Genomic DNA, 15,942 nt, shown 5'->3' with positions numbered 1-15,942 from the left:
GCGGCGGGTAGGCTCGAGAACAAGATGACCGAAGAACTTTCTCCCGCCGAGCGGTACGCCGCTGCCCGGATCCGCGCCGCCGAAGAGGCCACGGCCCTGGCGCCCTTCCGCGAGATGTACGAATTCGACCTGGATCCTTACCAGATCGAGGCCTGCAAGGCACTGGAGGCCGGCAAGGGCGTCCTCGTCGCCGCCCCGACCGGCTCGGGCAAGACGATCGTCGGCGAGTTCGCCGTGCACCTGGCGCTGGCGCAGGGCCGCAAGTGCTTCTACACCACGCCCATCAAGGCCCTGTCGAACCAGAAGTACGCCGACCTCGCCAAGCGCTACGGCGCCGACAAGGTCGGCCTGCTCACCGGCGACAACAGCGTCAACTCCGATGCTCCGGTGGTCGTCATGACCACCGAGGTGCTCCGCAACATGCTGTACGCGGGCTCGCAAGCGCTCATCGGTCTGGGCTACGTGGTGATGGACGAGGTGCACTACCTCTCCGACCGGTTCCGCGGAGCCGTCTGGGAGGAAGTGATCATCCACCTCCCCGAGTCGGTGACCCTGGTCTCGCTCTCCGCCACCGTCTCCAACGCCGAGGAGTTCGGCGACTGGCTCGACACCGTGCGCGGCGACACGCAGGTGATCGTCTCCGAGGAGCGGCCCGTGCCGCTGTGGCAGCACGTCATGGCCGGCCGGCGGATCTACGACCTCTTCGAGGAGGGGTCCGACCACGGCGGCCGCGGCTCCGCGCGCCGCGAGGTCAACCCCGATCTGCTGCGGATGGCGCGCGAGGAGAACAGCAGCCGGTACAACCCGAAGGACCGGCGGCGCGGAAAGATGGTCCGCGAGGCCGACCGCGAGCGCGAGCGGCGCTCCCGCGGCCGGATCTGGACCCCCTCGCGCCCCGAGGTCATCGCCCGGCTGGACGGCGACGGGCTGCTGCCCGCCATCAACTTCATCTTCAGCCGGGCCGGCTGCGAGGCCGCCGTCCAGCAGTGCCTGTACGCGGGGCTGCGGCTCAACGACGACACCGCGCGCCTGAAGGTGCGCGAGATCGTCGAGGAGCGGACCGCCTCCATCCCCACCGAGGACCTGCACGTCCTGGGGTACTACGAATGGCTCGAAGGCCTGGAGCGGGGCATCGCCGCGCACCACGCGGGCATGCTGCCCACCTTCAAGGAGGTCGTCGAGGAACTGTTCGTACGGGGCCTGGTGAAGGCGGTGTTCGCCACCGAGACCCTGGCGCTGGGCATCAACATGCCGGCGCGCACGGTCATCCTGGAGAAGCTCGTCAAGTGGAACGGCGAACAGCACGCCGACATCACCCCCGGCGAGTACACGCAGCTCACGGGCCGGGCCGGGCGTCGCGGCATCGACGTCGAGGGCCATGCGGTGGTGCTGTGGCAGCGGGGCATGGACCCGGCGGGCCTGGCCGGGCTCGCGGGTACCCGTACGTATCCGCTGCGCTCCAGCTTCAAGCCCTCGTACAACATGGCCGTCAACCTGGTCCAGCAGTTCGGGCGGCACCGCTCGCGCGAGCTGCTGGAGACCTCTTTCGCGCAGTTCCAGGCCGACCGCTCGGTCGTCGGGATCTCCCGGCAGGTGCAGCGCAACGAGGAGGGCCTGGACGGCTACCGGGAGGGCATGACCTGCCACCTCGGTGACTTCGAGGAGTACGCGCGGCTGCGCCGCGACCTCAAGGACCGCGAGAACGACCTGGCCAAGCAGGGTGCGGCGCAGCGGCGGGCCCAGGCGGCCGCGTCGCTGGAGAAGCTCAAGCCGGGCGACATCATCCACGTGCCGACGGGCAAGTTCGCCGGTCTGGCCCTGGTGCTGGACCCGGGGGTCCCGGCCGGGCGGTCCAACGGGCACCGCGGGCACGAGTACACGGAGGGCCCGCGCCCGCTGGTGCTCACCGTGGAGCGGCAGGTCAAGCGGCTCGCCGGGATCGACTTCCCCGTCCCCGTCGAGGCCATCGAGCGGATGCGGATCCCCAAGACGTTCAACGCGCGCTCCCCGCAGTCCCGTCGGGACCTGGCGTCGCAGCTGCGGACCAAGGCCGGGCACCTCACCGTGGAACGGCATGCGCGCGGGCGGGCGGCCGCGGCCGACGACCGGGAGATCACGCGGCTGCGCACCGCACTGCGGGCGCACCCGTGCCACGGCTGTGACGAGCGCGAGGACCACGCCCGTTGGGCGGAGCGCCACCACCGGCTCCAGCGGGACACGCGGCAGCTGGAGCAGCGCATCGAAGGCCGGACGAACACCATCGCCCGTACCTTCGACCGGATCCACGCGCTGCTGACGGACCTGGACTACCTGCGCGAGGACGAGGTGACCCCGCACGGGCGGCGGCTCGCGCGGCTCTACGGAGAGCTCGACCTGCTGGCGTCGGAATGCCTGCGGGCCGGTGTCTGGGAGGGGCTGAGCCCGGCCGAACTGGCCGCCTGCGTCTCGGCGCTGGTCTTCGAGGCCCGGCAGTCCGACGACGCGGTCGCGCCGAAGGTGCCCGGCGGCGCGGCGAAGGCCGCGCTCGGCGAGATGGTCCATATCTGGGGCCGGCTCGACGCGCTGGAGGAGGAGCACGGCATCAACCAGGCGGAGGGCGTGGGCCAGCGCGAGCCGGACCTCGGTTTCGCGTGGGCGGTGTACCAGTGGGCTTCCGACAAGAGCCTGGACGAGGTGCTGCGCGAGGCGGAGATGCCGGCCGGTGACTTCGTGCGCTGGTGCAAGCAGGTCATCGACGTACTGGGGCAGGTGGCCGCCGCGGCGCCCTCCTCCTCCGCGCCTCCCTCCTCCGGTTCCTCGGGGGGTGGCAGCACCGTGGCCCGCAACGCCCGCAAGGCGGTGGACGCGCTGCTGCGCGGTGTGGTGGCCTACAGCTCGGTGGGGTAGCCGGACTTGTAGGTTCCTCCAGAAGTGGTCATGGCTGGATCTCACCTCTTGCCATGATCACTTCGGTGTGTCCTGTGGGAAAATCAGGCCATGACTGGTGGAACGGATGACGGGCCGAGACGGGTCGGTCGGCCACGCGCCGATCAGCTGAGACAGGCGAGCGGGCGGCCGCCGCGCGAGGAACTCCTCTGCGCGGCGGCCGAATTGTTCACGGTGAAGGGGTACGCGGCCACCACCACGCGGGCGGTGGCCGAACGGGCCGGAATGCGCCAGGCCACGATGTACCACTACTTCGGCGGCAAGGAGGAACTCCTCGCCGAACTCCTGGAGTCCACGGTCGCACCCTCCCTGGAGCTGGCCCGCCGACTGGTCCGGGAAGCGGACCGGCCCGCGGGCCGCAGGCTCTGGGAGCTGTGCCGCTCGGACGTGATGCTGCTGTGCGGAGGGCCGTACAACCTGGGCGCGCTCTACCTGTTGCCCGAGGTCTCCGGTGCGCGCTTCGCGCGCTTCCGCCGGATGCGCCAGGAACTCAAGGACATCTACCGGGAGTTGCTCGACGAGGCCCACGCCGGAGCGGAACTCGCCTGCGACAAGGCCGGGTTGGTGCTCCGCAACGACCTCGTCTTCGGCCTCATCGAAGGCGTGATGCTGATCCACCGCTCCGATCCGGCGCGCCCGGTGGCCGCCTTCGCGGAGGCCACCGCCGACGCGGCGCTGCGGATCGCGGACGTGGGCCGCTAGGACCTCCGGGTTCTCAGGCCTGGTCCTCGGATCCCTCTTCCCAGCCGGGCAGGTCCTCCCAGGCCCGCAGGGTGCGGCCGCTCTCGATCCGGTGCGCGATCCCGGTGACGGGATCGGTGAACTCCAGGGTGCGGGCCAGGAGCTGGAGCGGGCGCCGGTAGTCGTCGGGCGCTGGGTCGCGGACCACCGGATAGACCGGGTCGCCCAGGATCGGCAGGCCCAGGCTGTTCATGTGCACCCGCAGCTGGTGGGTGCGCCCGGTGTGCGGGGTCAGCCGGTAGCGACCGGTGTCCCCCCGGACCGCGAGGAGTTCGGCCAGGGTCTCGGCGTTGGGCTCGGCGCCCGCGACCTCCGTCGCCGCCATCACCCCGCGCACCTTCTCGATATGGCTGCGCAGGGTCCGGGGGAACTCCACCGCCGGGTCGTGGGGCGCGAGCGCCTCGTACTCCTTGCGGATCCGCCGCTCCTGGAACATCAGCTGGTAGGCGCCCCGGTCCTCGGGGCGGATGCTGAACAGCACCAGCCCGGCCGTCATCCGGTCCAGCCGGTGCGCGGGGCTCAGCGCGGGCAGGTCGAGCTCCACCCGGAGCCGGGCCAGGGCCGTCTGGAAGACGTGGCTGCCGCGCGGGGTGGTGGCCAGGAAGTGTGGTTTGTCGGCCACCAGCAGGTGCTCGTCGCGGTAGACGACCCCGATGGGGAAGGGCACCACGGGCTCGGGCGGCATGTCCCGGTGGAACCACAGGAAGCCGCCCGGCTCGTACGGGTCCTGCGGCCGCAGCACCCGGCCGCCGACGCCCAGCACCCGGCCGTCCCGCAGCAGGCGGGCCATGGACTCCTCGCCGCGCGTGCCCTCGTAGCGTGCCGTGAGGTAGGAGCCGAGGTCCGGCCAGGTCCCGTCCGGGTCGGGGGGCAGCCGCATGCGGACCGGGTCGATGCCACAGACCTGGGGCAGGGGCGCGTCGGGGAGGTGGGATCTGCGCTTCACCGGGTACAGGCTATGCGGCTAGGGCATGGTGAAGGTCCCCAGGTGGTCGGCGTCCAGGTACTCGATGCGGACCGTGCGGTCGGCGGGGGAGAAGAACACCCCGGTGCGGCCGACGGCGTTCTCCCCGGCGGTCTCGTAGCTGAAGGTGTCCCCGTCGTAGTGGGTCAGGGGGAAGACCATCGGCTCCGGGCCGAGGGACAGGGTCAGCTTGCCCTCGCTCGTGGCCGCCACGGTCGCCTTGCCGTAGTAGGGATTTTCGTAGGTGCCGGTGTACGCGGAGTCCTCCCCGGCCGGCTTCGCACCGGTGGGCGGGCGGGCGTAGTCGGTGGCGGAGCGGCCCTCCGCGTTGATCTGGGCGTAGAGGGCACCCGTCAGGGCCAGCCAGTCGGTGGTGGCCTTCCCGTGTTCGGCGGTGTCGAAGAAGTCGGCGGCGACGGCGTCGGGGAGGCCGACGGGGGCGCCGTTGGTGAGGACGACGATGCCGAGCTTCTCCAGCGGGAGCATGGTGACGCTGGTGTTGGCGCCGAGCTCGAAGGCGCCGGAGTGGCTCAGGCGCAGGCGGCCCGCGTCGTCGTAGCCGACGTTCCAGCCCATCCCGTAGAAGCCGGTGCGGCCGGTGGGGGAGGCGGGCGGCTGCGACACGATCTCGGGGAGATGGGTGCGGGCCAGGGTGTCGGCCGGGATGATCCGCTTGCCGTCGAGGGTGCCGCCGGAGAGCTGGAGCCGCAGCCAGCGGGACATGTCGCGGGCCGTGCTGCTCACCCCGCCGGCCGGGGCCTGGGCGTCGGGATCGCGGACGTAGCGCGGGCTCCAGGCGCCGTCACCCTTCGGACCGGCGGTCTTGACGTGGGTGGCCGCGTGGTCGGGGGAGTCGACGAAGGCCTGGAACTCGGTGCTGGTGTGCGTCATGCCGGCGGGCTTGAAGAGGGTGTCGGCGCTGAGCTTCTGCCAGGTGGCGCCGTGGGAGCGGGCGATCGCCTCGGCGGCGGCGGTGAACCCGTAGTTGGTGTAGGCGTAGCTCGCGCGGAAGGGGCTCAGGGGCGCCAGGCGCAGGTGGTCGAGGATGTACGCCTGGTCGTAGCCGAGGTCTTCGAGGAGGTCCCCGGCGTGGTCGGGCAGACCGCTGCGGTGGGAGAACAGGTCGGCGGTGGTGACGTGGGAGGTCACCCACGGGTCCTTGAGGGCGAAGCCGGGCAGTTCGGTGTGCCGGTCGAAGTCGGCGGGGGCCTTGAGGACCCCGGCGACGACGGTGGAGGAGATCGGCTTGGAGAGCGAGGCGACCTGGAAGACGGTGTCGGGATTCACCGTCGCCGGGTCGCCGACGCGGCGCAGGCCGAAGCCCTTGAGGTAGAGCACCTCGTCGTCGTGGACGACGGCGACGGAGACCCCCGGGACCCCGGTGCGGCGCATCATCTCGGCGACCGTCGCATCGAGCCGCCGCACCGCGGTGTCGACCTGGGCGTCGGTGAGCTGGGCGGTGGGCGCGGGCGGCGGAGTCGGCGCGGCGGTCGCGGTCCCGACCGAGGCCAGGAGGGCGGCTGCTCCGGCTGCCGTGAATGCGCGGAGCGTACGCATGGGGCCATTGTGCCGCCGAACGGGTGATCCTGCCTTGCGTGGCCGCGTTGCCGCTGGCCGCTGTCTGCTGGCCGCGGGATCCGAGGGGGCGGGGTGTCGCCGCCGCGCGGGTCCCGGTGCGGCTGCTTCGGGGCCTGGTCCGGGCTGGGCGGGGGCTGCGTGCCGGGGCAGGGCGGGACGCCGGGGCAGGGCGGACGCGCCGGGGCAGGGCGGGACGTGCCGGGTCCGGGCCGGTTGTCGCACCTGGGCTGTGCGGGTGTCCGGTTGGGGACGGACGTGCCGGGTCCGGGTCGGTTGTGGCACCTGGGCTGTGCGGGTGTCCGGTTGGGGACGGACGTGCCGGGTCCGGGCCGGTTGTCGCACCCCGGTCCGGGCGGGGACGTGCGGGGGCGGCGCCGGACGTTCCTGTGGGGGATTTCGTGCCGGTCGGTGGGTGTCGGGCCCCCGGATCCGTCCGGGGCGCCCCCCACCGGCGGGTCAGGAAGTGGCGCCGGCCAGGGTGCGTTCCTGCTCGGCTTCGACTTCCGCGTTCCAGTCCCGCTTGATCGCGCGCCAGCCCTCGTCGGTCTGGCCCAGGCGCCAGTAGCCCGAGATGGACAGGCGCTCGCGCGGGATGCCGCGTTCGATGCGCAGGTGGTGGCGGAGGGATCTGACGAAGCCGGCCTCGCCGTGCACGAACGCGTGCACGTCGGAGGAGGGGAAGGCCAGGGCCTCGACGGCCGCGGTCAGCGCCTCCCCGATCGGGCGGGAGCCGCGGTGGATCCAGACCGGGACGACGCCGTCGGGGGTGGCGATCCGCTGCTCGTCCTCCGGGCCCCGGACCTCCACGAGGGCGTGGACCCGCGCCCCGGCGGGCATCCGCTCCATCGCCGCGCCGATCGCCGGCAGGGCGCTCTCGTCGCCGACCAGGAGGTGCCAGCCGGCGACCGGGTCCGGGGCGTAGGCCCCGCCCGGACCGAGGAAGCGTACGAGCTCACCCGGCTGGACGCGGGCCGCCCAGGGGCCGGCCAGTCCCTCGTCGCCGTGGACCACGAAGTCGAGGGTCAGCTCCAGGCGGACCGGGTCCCAGGCGCGCACGGTGTACGCGCGCTGGCGCGGCCATTCCTCGCGGGGGTGGGCCGCCCGGATCCGGTCCAGGTCCCAGGGGGTGGTGTAGGTGACGCCGGCCGGTGCGAAGAGCAGTTTCACGTAGTGGTCCGTGTACCTGCCCGCACTGAATCCGGCCAGCCCCGCACCGCCCAGCACGATCCGCACCATGTGCGGACTCAACCGCTCGGTCCGCACGACCACTGCGGTGCCGACCTTGCGGGCGCGTCCTTCTGCCACGACGTCTCCCTGACTCTCCGACCCTGACTCCGTGAAGCTTAGGATTACCTAAGTTAGCACCTCAGTGGCGGAGTGCGCTGCCCAGACGTTCAACGGCACCACTCAGGCCCCACCGGTGCGCGAGCGCGGCCACCAGATCCGGCCGGGCGGGAACGGCGGGGAGCGCCGGGTCGAACTGCGGAAGCGGAACGTCCGAGGCGACCTGGACCACCTTCGGGGCGACCGCCAGATAGGGCCTCGATTCGTCCAGCCGCTTGCGCTGGGTGGGTGTCAGCTTCGACTTCGGGTCCTCGATGGCGGCGATGATTCCGGCCAGGTCCCCGTAGGCGTCCAGCAGCTTCGCCGCCGTCTTCTCGCCGATTCCGGGGACGCCCGGCAGGCCGTCGCTCGGGTCCCCGCGCAGCAGCGCCAGATCGGCGTAGCCGGGGCCGTCGACCCCGTACTTCTCGCGGAGCCACGCCTCGTCGGTGACCTGGAGGGTGCCCACGCCCTTCAGCGGGTACAGCACGCGGCGCTGCTTGGCGTCGTCGACCAGCTGGTACAGGTCCCGGTCGCCCGTGACGATGTCCACGGGGCCCGTCGCGCGGCCGGTCAGGGTGCCGATCACGTCGTCGGCCTCGTACCCGGCGACCCCCACCCGGGCGATGCCGAAGGCGTCCAGGGCCGCCTCGATGATCGGGACCTGCGGGGCCAGGGTGTCCGGGGTCTCCTCGACGTCCGGGCCGCTCTCGGTCTCCTGCGCGACCCGGTGGGCCTTGTACGACGGGATCAGCTCCACCCGCCAGTGGGGCCGCCAGTCGGCGTCCATGCAGGCGACCAGGTCGTCGGGCCGGTGGTCCTGCACGAGGCGGCCGATGAAGTCGAGCAGGCCGCGGACGGCGTTGACCGGAGTGCCGTCGGGGGCCTTCACGGAGTCCGGCACGCCGAAGTACGCGCGGTAGTAGAGGGAAGCGGTGTCCAGGAGCATCAGGCGTCGTGTCGTCGTCACGGTCACGATGATGCACTGAGGGGAAACGGAAAGTGGCGCAGGTACGGCCTCCTCTGCTCTTGAGCGCGAAACCGGAGCCGGTTGCTGCGTAAGGTGCTTACAGCACACCGATGTGCGATGTGCGATGGACCGGACCACCCGGAACAAGGGGAGGGCAGCCCCGCCATGGACGACAGGGACGGCACCGACGGGAAGAACGGACGCGGAGCGACGACCGGCGCGGACGACAAGGAGCGGGACCGGGACAAGGATTCCAAGGAACCGCTCAGGGTGGGCGTGGCCGTGCGCAAGAGACGCCGGGCCCTGCACCTCACCCTCGCCGCCGTGTCCGCGCGCAGCGGACTGTCGGTTCCCTTCCTGAGCCAGATAGAGAACGAGCGGGCCCGGCCCAGCATGCGGTCCCTCGAGCGGGTCGCCGACGCGCTGGAGACCACGGCCGTCGATCTGCTGGCCGCCTCCGACACCGCGCGCACCGTGGACCTCGTACGGGCCGGCGACGATTCCGCGCTGACCCCCGTCCCGGGCGTACGGCCCCTCGTGCGCGGGCACCACCAGCTGCACGCGCTGGAGTTCACCGGGGACCAGGACGCGGGCCGCGAGTACCAGCACCGCAACGACGAGCTGATGTACGTGGTCTCGGGCGCCTGCCAGGTGGAGGCCGAGGGGCGGGCGTACCGGCTGGAGAACGGCGACGCGCTGTTCCTGTCCGGCGGGGTGCGCCACCGCTGGCGGGCCGTCACCGAGGACACCCGGATCCTGATCGTCGCGGTCGGCGAACACATCCACGCGACCTCCGAACCGCCCTCCCCGGGACACTGACCGGATGAGGGTCGTTTCGCTGGTGCCGTCCCTGACCGAGGCGGTGGCCGTGAGCGCGCCCGGGGCGCTGGTGGGGGTGACCGACTGGTGCACGCACCCCGCCGACCTGGGGGGTGCGGCGCGCATCGGGGGGACGAAGAACCCCGACGTACGGGCGATCGCGGAGCTGCGCCCGGATCTGGTCCTCGCCAACGAGGAGGAGAACCGGGCTCCCGACCTGGCGGCGCTGCGGGCGGCCGGGCTGGAGGTGCTGGTCACCGAGGTACGGGACCTGCCGCAGGCGTTCCGCGAACTGGACCGGGTGCTGGTGGGGGCCATGGGACTGGAGCGGCCCCGGTGGCTCGCGGACGCGGAGGCTGCGTGGGCGCGGGTGGAGCCCGCCGGGGAGCCGCGGACGGCCTTCGTGCCGGTCTGGCGCCGGCCCTGGATGGTGCTGGGCCGTGACACCTTCGCGGGAGACCTGCTGGCCCGCCTCGGCGTGCGCAACGCCTACGCCGGGCATGCGGAGCGGTACCCGAGGATCCCGGCGGCCGAGCTCGCCGCCGCCGGCTGCGAGCTCGTGGTGTTCCCCGACGAGCCGTACCGCTTCACCGCCGGGGACGGGCCCGAGGCCTTCCCCGGTATCCCGGCCGCGTTCGTCGACGGCCGTCACCTGACCTGGTACGGGCCCTCGCTCGCCGAGGCCCCGGAGACCTTGGCCGCGGCCCTGCGGGCCTCGCTCTAGCGGGGTGCGGCCAGCAGGCGGCCGGAGCGCAGGCCGCGCAGGGTGTTCGCGGCGGCCAGGAGCCAGGCGGTCAGTAGGGCCGCGAAGAGGGCGGCGGCCAGCCAGGAGAAGGCGGTGAGGCCGGTGTGCCGGGCCAGCCCGGCGGCGCCGGTGACGCAGGTGCCGACGGGGAAGGTCAGCGCCCACCAGGTCATGGCGAACCCCATGCCGTCCCGGGCGGCCCGCAGCAGCATCGCCGCGGCCAGCGCCAGCCACAGCAGGGCGAATCCCATCACGGGGACCCCGTAGACGACCGCGAAGGCGGAGAAGGCGCCCGCGTAGGGGCCGGCCATCGACTGGGGTGCCATGTCCGCGAGGGAGTTCACCGCGGTGGTCGACTGGCCCAGGGGTCCCAGGACCAGGAACAGGGTCGGGGTGAGGACCAGGGGGAGGGGGCCGCTGACGATCAGCCGGCCGAAGATCAGGGGGAGCAGCAGCAGGGTGGCGAGCAGGCTGAGGCCGAACATCGCGTAGCAGCCGAGCAGCATGGCCTCGCGGGCCTGGCCGGCGGGCAGGTGGGGGATGAGCAGGGGGCCCAGCGCGGCGGAGACCATGGGGGCGACCACGGGGAGCAGCCAGACGGGGGTGGCCTGGTGGGCCTCCACCTTGTGGCGGACCACCATCAGGTAGGGGACGGCGACGGCCGCGAGGAGGCCTATCGCGGTGCCGGCGGTGAACAGGACGGTGTCCACGGCCACGGCGGCGGGGACGCCGATGAGGTCCTTGCCGACGATGAGCGTGCCGCCGCCGACGGCCAGCAGGGCCATCGAGAGACAGCCGTAGAAGGGGGCCACGGCGGGGTCCAGGAGGTGGGCGCGGGCCTGGTCGCGGTGGTGGAGCCAGTGGCCGGCCCGTGCGGTCAGCAGGACCGTGAGAGCGGTGGCGGCCAGCACCCAGAAGATCTGGCAGACCACGCGCTGGCCGGGGAGCTGGTACGGGAGGGTCGCGCCGGCGTTGGCGATGATCGCCGTGCCCATGACGGAGGCGTACCAGTTGGGGCCGAGGTGCCGCAGGGAGGGAGCCTTGTGGGCTGCGGCTGCGGCTGCGGGGGTCCCGGGGGTGGTGGGAGCGGGGCGTACGAGGGTGGTGGCCATGGGTCCAGCGTCCCGCCGGGCGGGGCCGGACGGCAGAGGGTCTCTTCCTATGAGGGCATAAACTGAAGTTATGGGTAATGGGTACGGTCATGAGGAGTGGGTCGAGGGGCAGGTTCCCCTGGCGCACCGGGTCCCCGACCTGGGGGCCATGGAACTGCTGCTCGCGGTCGCGCGCGTGGGCAGTCTGAGCGCCGCCGCACGGCGGCTCGGGATCACCCAGCCCGCCGCCAGCAGCCGCATCCGGGCGATGGAGACCCGGCTCGGGGTCGCGCTCGTGGACCGCTCCCCCCGCGGGTCGACGCTGACCCCGGAGGGTGCGCTGGTCACCGACTGGGCCCGGCGGGTCGTGGAGGCGGCCGAGGCCTTCGACGCGGGCGCGCAGGCGCTGCGGGGCCGCCGCGACTCCCGGCTGCGGGTCGCCGCCAGCATGACCATCGCGGAGTACCTGCTCCCCGGCTGGCTGATCGCCCTGCGCGGGCAGCGGCCGGACACGGCGGTGTCCCTGCACGCGGGGAACTCGGCGGTGGTGGCGGAGCGGGTACTGGCGCACGAGGCGGACCTCGGCTTCGTGGAGGGGCTGAGCGTGCCGGAGGGACTGGACTCGGTGGTCATCGCGCAGGACCGCCTCGTGGTGGCGGTGGCCCCCGGGCACCCCTGGGCCCGGCGCACGCGCGGGGTGGAGCCGGCGGAGCTGGCCGCGACCCCGCTGATCCTGCGGGAGCGGGGCTCGGGGACCCGGCAGGTCCTGGACGCGGCGCTGGCCGGGTGCGGGGGGCTGGCGGAGCCGCTGCTGGAACTGGCCTCCACCACCGCGGTGAAGGCGGCGGCGGTGAGCGGGGCCGGGCCGTGCGTGCTGTCGGAACTGGCGGTCGGGGACGAGCTCGCGGGGCGGCGGCTGGTGTGCGTGCCGGTGCTCGGGGCGGGGCTGGAGCGGGAGCTCCGCGCGGTGTGGCCCGCGGGGGCGCGGCCTGCGGGGCCCGCGCGGGATCTGCTCTCGCTGACGCGGCGCTGACCTCGCGCTGACGCGGCGCTCGCCGGGTGTTGATGTGGCGCGCCGGCGTGCGGATGGCCCGGTGCGGGCCCGGTGCGGCCCGGGGCCGACGCTGCGCGGGCGCGGAGGTGGCCCGGCGCGGGTCTGGCGCGGGTCTGGCGCGGGCTCTGCGCCCACGGGGGCCGGGGCGAAGCCCCGGGGAACGGTGGAAGGGTGGGTAGGGGACGACTCCGCCCCGGCCCCCGCGGCCGGACCCCCGAGTACGGGGCGGCGGGTGGGTGGCCCTGCTGGGCGAAGTCCCCTACCCGCCCTTCCTCCGTTCCCCGGGCGCTGCCCGGACCCCGGGTCCTCAAACGCCGGACGGGCTGGAGGGGTGCCGGGCTGCGCCCCGACCCCCGGGGCTCCGCCCCGGACCCCGGTCCTCAAGCGCCGGACGGCTGGAAAGGGCCCTCAAGCGCCGGGCGGGCTGGGAGGGGTGTCGGGCTGCGCCCGGACCCCCGGGGCTCCGCCCCGGACCCCGGTCCTCAAGCGCCGGACGGCTGGAAAGGGCCCTCAAGCGCCGGGCGGGCTGGGAGGGGTGCGGGGCTGGGCGGGCTGGGAGCGTGGGCCTGGTGGTGGGGGAGGTTCGGGGCTCGGGTGCCCGGGGTCAGGGGTGGGTTCGGGTGGAGGCTGCTGCGATCAGGGCTGACATGATTCGGGTGTCCTTGTCCAGTTCCGGGTGCCATTGGACGCCCAGGGTCCAGGGGGCGGGGGCGGGGAGTTCGATGGACTCCACCGTGCCGTCGGTGGCGTGGGAGGAGGCGATCAGGCCCCGGCCCAGGTGGTCCACGGCCTGGTGGTGGTAGGTCGGGACCTCCGCTTCCTCCGGGACCAGCGCCGCGTACAGCGTGCCGGGGACCGGGCGGACCGGGTGCCAGGAGATCTCGCCCGGGCCCGCCACGTGGCCGTCGATGTGCTGGATCAGGGTGCCGCCGAGGACCACGTTCAGCGCCTGCATGCCACGGCAGACGCCGAGCAGGGGCATGCCCGAGGCCAGGGCCGCCCGGATCAGGGAGAGTTCCCACGCGTCGCGCACGGTCGCCGCCGGTCCGGTACGGGGATCGCGCGGAGCTCCGTACTGGACCGGGTCCATGTCCGGGCCGCCCGCCACCACCAGGCCGTCCACCCGGCGGAGCACCTCCGCCGCCGCCTCCGGGTCGTCCGGCGGCAGCAGGACGGCGGTGCCGCCCGAGGCCTGGACGAGCCGGTAGTACCCGCTGGGGACGAGGGCCGTCGGGACGTCCCACACCCCGTAGCGGGTGGACTGCTCGACGTAGGTGGTGATGCCGATGAGCGGCCTGGGCACGGGGGGTTCCTCCGGAGGGGGCAGTGGGTGGTGATCAGTCGCGGGAGAGCTCGGCCTCGGCTTCCGCCAGCGCCGCGAACTCCTCTTCCGGCGCCGACGCGACCAGGTGGTGCCGACTGTAGAACGCGAAGTAGGCGAGGGCGACGGCGTACACGGCCAGCGCGATGAAGGCCGCGTCCTTGTCCACCAGGAAGGTGGCGACCAGGGCCGAGAGCGCGAGGACGAAGGCCACGGTGGAGGTCGCGATGCCGCCCGGGGTGCGGTACGGGCGTTCCAGGCCGGGCTCGCGGCGCCGCAGGACGATGTGGGAGAGGGCCATCAGCGCGTAGGAGATGGTCGCCCCGAACACCGCCATGTTCAGCATGCGCGGGCCGTTGCCGGTGGCGGCGGCCAGTGCGAAGCCGATGGCGCCGGGGATGAGCAGGCCCAGGTACGGGGCCTTGCGCTTCGAGGTCAGGGACAGGAAGCGCGGGAGGTAGCCCGCCCGGGAGAGGGCGAACAGCTGGCGGGAGCCGGCGTAGATGAGGGAGAAGAAGGAGGCCACCAGCCCGGCCAGGCCGGCGTAGTTGACGAAGGTCTTCAGCCAGGAGAGGCCGGGGTCGCCCTCCAGGGCGACGACGAGCGGGTTGCCCGCGTCCTTGATGGCGTCGGCTCCGCGCGCACCGGTGGAGGCGAGGAAGGTGACCAGGGCGAGCAGGACCAGGATGCCCATGGAGATCGACAGGGCGCGCGGTACCGAGCGGACCGGGTCCTTGGCCTCCTCGGCGGCCAGCGGCACGCCCTCGACCCCGAGGAAGAACCACATGCCGAAGGGGAAGGCGGCCCAGATGCCGAGGATGCCCAGCGGCAGCCAGGAGCTCGCTCCGGCGGCGGTGGTGTCGACGGCGATGTTGTCGAGGTTGGCGGGGTCGAACTGGGTGAAGGCGCCGACGGCGAAGACGACCAGCGCGATCACGGCGATGGCGGTGACGACGAGGGAGAAGCTCAGGGCCTCGCCCACGCCCCACAGGTGGATGCCTATGAAGACCACGAAGCAGGCGAGGTAGACCGGCCAGCCCGAGGTGAGGCCGAAGAGGTTGAGGGACTCCACGTAGTCGCCGATGAAGATGGCGATGGCGGCCGGGGCGAGGATGTACTCGATGAGGATCGCGGTGCCGGTGAGGAAGCCGCCCCAGGTGCCGAGGGCCCGGCGGGCGAAGCCGTAACCGCCGCCCGCGGTGGGCAGGATCGCCGACAGCTCGGCGAGGGAGTAGACCAGGCACGCGTACATCGCGCCCATCAGGACGGTGGCGATGGCGAGGCCGCCGAAACCGCCCTGGGCGAGGCCGATGTTCCAGCCGGAGAAATCGCCGGAGACCACGTACGCGACGCCGAGACCGGTCAGCAGCAGCCAGCCGGCGCTGCCGCGGCGCAGGGTGCGGCGCTCCAGGTAGCCGTCGGTGCCGTTCTCGGGAGACTGAGTGGGTTCGGGCACGGCTGCCAGCCGTGCGCCGGTGTCGTCGGCCATGTGCGCTCCTGCCTAGGGCAATGGTTGTGGGGCGTACCTTTGCTGCTCGGGCGTGGCGGGCGCAAGACCCCTGCGTTAAACAGCGGTTACGAATGCCTCTCGGTCGGGGCGGGTCCGGATCAGGTCAGGAACCCCCGCAGCAGCGCCGCCGTGCCGCAGCAGTGCTCCCGCATCACCTCGCGCGCCGCGCGCGGGTCCCGGTCCAGCACCGCCTCCACCAGCGTGCTGTGCTGCTGCTGCGAGTGCTCCAGGTTGCGCACGAGCAGCGGGATGCAGTCCAGCAGGTCGTTCACGGTGGCCCGGACGGCCGCGTACTGGGCCGTCAGGGTGGCGGATCCGGCGAGTTCGCACAGGGTGAGGTGGAAGAGGGTGTCCTGGCGGCGGTAGTCGGGCAGCGGGGCGTCGTGGGTGGCGGTCAGCGCGCCGAGCAGCCGGTCGGTGTCCCGCTCCGACAGCCCCTGGGAGGCGCACAGGCCGGCCGCCCCCACCTCCAGGACCTCGCGGAAGCGCAGGACGTCCTCGATGTCCACGCCCGCGACCCGGCGCCGCAGCTCCTCCTCGGTGCCCCCGGCCGGCGTGTCGGGGCGGTGCAGCACAAACGTTCCGCCGTACCGCCCGCGCCGGGCCTCCACCAGGCCCTGGTCCTGGAGCACCTTCAGCACCTCGCGGAGCGTCACCCGGCTGATTCCCATCCGCTCGGCCAACTCGCGTTCCGGCGGCAGCCGTTCCCCGCCCGGTACCAGTCCGAGTCGGACCACCTGGAGGATCTGCTCCAGCGCCTCCTCGAAACCGTTGCCCGCCCGCACCTGTCGCAGTACGGGATTGAGCCGGGCGACCGCGTCGCCTTCGCTCGCCGTATCGGTCATGTGGGCTCCTCCCCTTCCCAAGCAATGGTTCTATTCAATACCTTAGGCCTACTCGG

13 protein-coding genes are annotated in these 15,942 nt (G+C 73.1%); 5 read left to right on the top strand and 8 right to left on the bottom strand.

The genetic code is table 11. From position 1 onward, the window contains the following. The first annotated feature begins 24 nt into the window (after positions 1-24). Together OG247_RS09940 and OG247_RS09935 are read left to right on the top strand one after the other, a co-directional pair. The gene (locus OG247_RS09940; RefSeq protein WP_327251892.1) at positions 25-2,886 is read left to right on the top strand and encodes a DEAD/DEAH box helicase; all 2,862 of its coding nucleotides are present in this window, start codon (positions 25-27) and stop codon (positions 2,884-2,886) included. Positions 2,887-2,976: 90 nt separating this feature from the next. Further along, positions 2,977-3,627, top strand: a complete 651-nt coding sequence (locus OG247_RS09935) for a TetR/AcrR family transcriptional regulator (protein WP_327251891.1) — start codon at positions 2,977-2,979, stop codon at positions 3,625-3,627. A gap of 13 nt (positions 3,628-3,640) precedes the next feature. On the opposite strand, the gene OG247_RS09930 is transcribed toward OG247_RS09935, so the two are convergent. The 4 genes from OG247_RS09930 to OG247_RS09915 all read right to left on the bottom strand — a co-directional run bounded on the left by OG247_RS09930 (position 3,641) and on the right by OG247_RS09915 (position 8,480). Further along, on the bottom strand, positions 3,641-4,612 hold the full coding sequence (locus OG247_RS09930) for an RluA family pseudouridine synthase (RefSeq protein ID WP_327251890.1): 972 nt from the start codon (positions 4,610-4,612) through the stop codon (positions 3,641-3,643). 18 nt (positions 4,613-4,630) lie between these two features. Then, complete coding sequence (locus OG247_RS09925; protein WP_327251889.1) at positions 4,631-6,187, bottom strand: serine hydrolase; 1,557 nt, start codon at positions 6,185-6,187, stop codon at positions 4,631-4,633. A gap of 477 nt (positions 6,188-6,664) precedes the next feature. Beyond that, positions 6,665-7,513 carry a siderophore-interacting protein gene (locus OG247_RS09920; protein WP_327251888.1) on the bottom strand — a complete coding sequence of 283 codons (849 nt, stop codon included), beginning with the start codon at positions 7,511-7,513 and terminating at the stop codon, positions 6,665-6,667. Positions 7,514-7,574: 61 nt separating this feature from the next. Next, a complete protein-coding gene (locus OG247_RS09915; RefSeq protein WP_327257404.1) occupies positions 7,575-8,480 on the bottom strand; it encodes a 5'-3' exonuclease in 906 nt (301 codons plus the stop codon). Positions 8,481-8,666: 186 nt separating this feature from the next. Between OG247_RS09915 and OG247_RS09910 the strand changes: the two genes are divergently transcribed. Together OG247_RS09910 and OG247_RS09905 are read left to right on the top strand one after the other, a co-directional pair. After that, positions 8,667-9,320, top strand: a complete 654-nt coding sequence (locus OG247_RS09910; protein ID WP_442813245.1) for a helix-turn-helix domain-containing protein — start codon at positions 8,667-8,669, stop codon at positions 9,318-9,320. Between the two features lie 4 nt (positions 9,321-9,324). After that, positions 9,325-10,044, top strand: a complete 720-nt coding sequence (locus OG247_RS09905; RefSeq protein ID WP_327251887.1) for a helical backbone metal receptor — start codon at positions 9,325-9,327, stop codon at positions 10,042-10,044. Here the strand turns inward: OG247_RS09905 and OG247_RS09900 are convergent. Further along, positions 10,041-11,177 (bottom strand): TDT family transporter, encoded by a 1,137-nt coding sequence (locus tag OG247_RS09900; protein ID WP_327251886.1) that lies wholly within the window; start codon positions 11,175-11,177, stop codon positions 10,041-10,043. The two genes, OG247_RS09905 and OG247_RS09900, sit on opposite strands and share 4 nt — an antisense overlap. A 70-nt stretch (positions 11,178-11,247) precedes the next feature. On the opposite strand from OG247_RS09900, the gene OG247_RS09895 reads away from it, so the two are divergent. Further along, entirely contained in the window at positions 11,248-12,189 is a 942-nt protein-coding gene (locus tag OG247_RS09895; protein ID WP_327251885.1) for a LysR family transcriptional regulator, read from the top strand. A gap of 625 nt (positions 12,190-12,814) precedes the next feature. Here OG247_RS09895 and OG247_RS09890 read toward each other — a convergent pair. The 3 genes from OG247_RS09890 to OG247_RS09880 all read right to left on the bottom strand — a co-directional run bounded on the left by OG247_RS09890 (position 12,815) and on the right by OG247_RS09880 (position 15,886). After that, positions 12,815-13,513: a gamma-glutamyl-gamma-aminobutyrate hydrolase family protein gene (locus OG247_RS09890; RefSeq protein ID WP_327251884.1), complete on the bottom strand. Its 699-nt coding sequence runs from the start codon at positions 13,511-13,513 to the stop codon at positions 12,815-12,817. Between the two features lie 34 nt (positions 13,514-13,547). After that, positions 13,548-15,020, bottom strand: coding sequence for an ethanolamine permease (eat, locus tag OG247_RS09885; protein WP_327251883.1), 1,473 nt, complete (start codon positions 15,018-15,020; stop codon positions 13,548-13,550). 119 nt (positions 15,021-15,139) lie between these two features. Then, positions 15,140-15,886, bottom strand: coding sequence for a FadR/GntR family transcriptional regulator (locus OG247_RS09880; RefSeq protein WP_327251882.1), 747 nt, complete (start codon positions 15,884-15,886; stop codon positions 15,140-15,142). Positions 15,887-15,942 lie beyond the last annotated feature (56 nt).

Origin of the sequence: Streptomyces sp. NBC_01244, from assembly GCF_035987325.1 — a bacterium.
GTDB lineage: Bacteria > Actinomycetota > Actinomycetes > Streptomycetales > Streptomycetaceae > Streptomyces.
This window is presented reverse-complemented; position numbering and strand designations above follow the sequence as displayed.

What these genes read in the sequence shown, in the direction of transcription:
- OG247_RS09935 (WP_327251891.1), top strand. Translation starts at nt 2,977, where the DNA reads ATGACTGGTGGAACGGATGACGGGCCGAGACGGGTCGGTCGGCCACGC.
- OG247_RS09940 (WP_327251892.1), top strand. Translation starts at nt 25, where the DNA reads ATGACCGAAGAACTTTCTCCCGCCGAGCGGTACGCCGCTGCCCGGATC.
- eat (WP_327251883.1), bottom strand. Translation starts at nt 15,020, where the DNA reads ATGGCCGACGACACCGGCGCACGGCTGGCAGCCGTGCCCGAACCCACT.
- OG247_RS09900 (WP_327251886.1), bottom strand. Translation starts at nt 11,177, where the DNA reads ATGGCCACCACCCTCGTACGCCCCGCTCCCACCACCCCCGGGACCCCC.
- OG247_RS09910 (WP_442813245.1), top strand. Translation starts at nt 8,667, where the DNA reads ATGGACGACAGGGACGGCACCGACGGGAAGAACGGACGCGGAGCGACG.
- OG247_RS09905 (WP_327251887.1), top strand. Translation starts at nt 9,325, where the DNA reads ATGAGGGTCGTTTCGCTGGTGCCGTCCCTGACCGAGGCGGTGGCCGTG.
- OG247_RS09915 (WP_327257404.1), bottom strand. Translation starts at nt 8,480, where the DNA reads ATGCTCCTGGACACCGCTTCCCTCTACTACCGCGCGTACTTCGGCGTG.
- OG247_RS09925 (WP_327251889.1), bottom strand. Translation starts at nt 6,187, where the DNA reads ATGCGTACGCTCCGCGCATTCACGGCAGCCGGAGCAGCCGCCCTCCTG.
- OG247_RS09880 (WP_327251882.1), bottom strand. Translation starts at nt 15,886, where the DNA reads ATGACCGATACGGCGAGCGAAGGCGACGCGGTCGCCCGGCTCAATCCC.
- OG247_RS09895 (WP_327251885.1), top strand. Translation starts at nt 11,248, where the DNA reads ATGGGTAATGGGTACGGTCATGAGGAGTGGGTCGAGGGGCAGGTTCCC.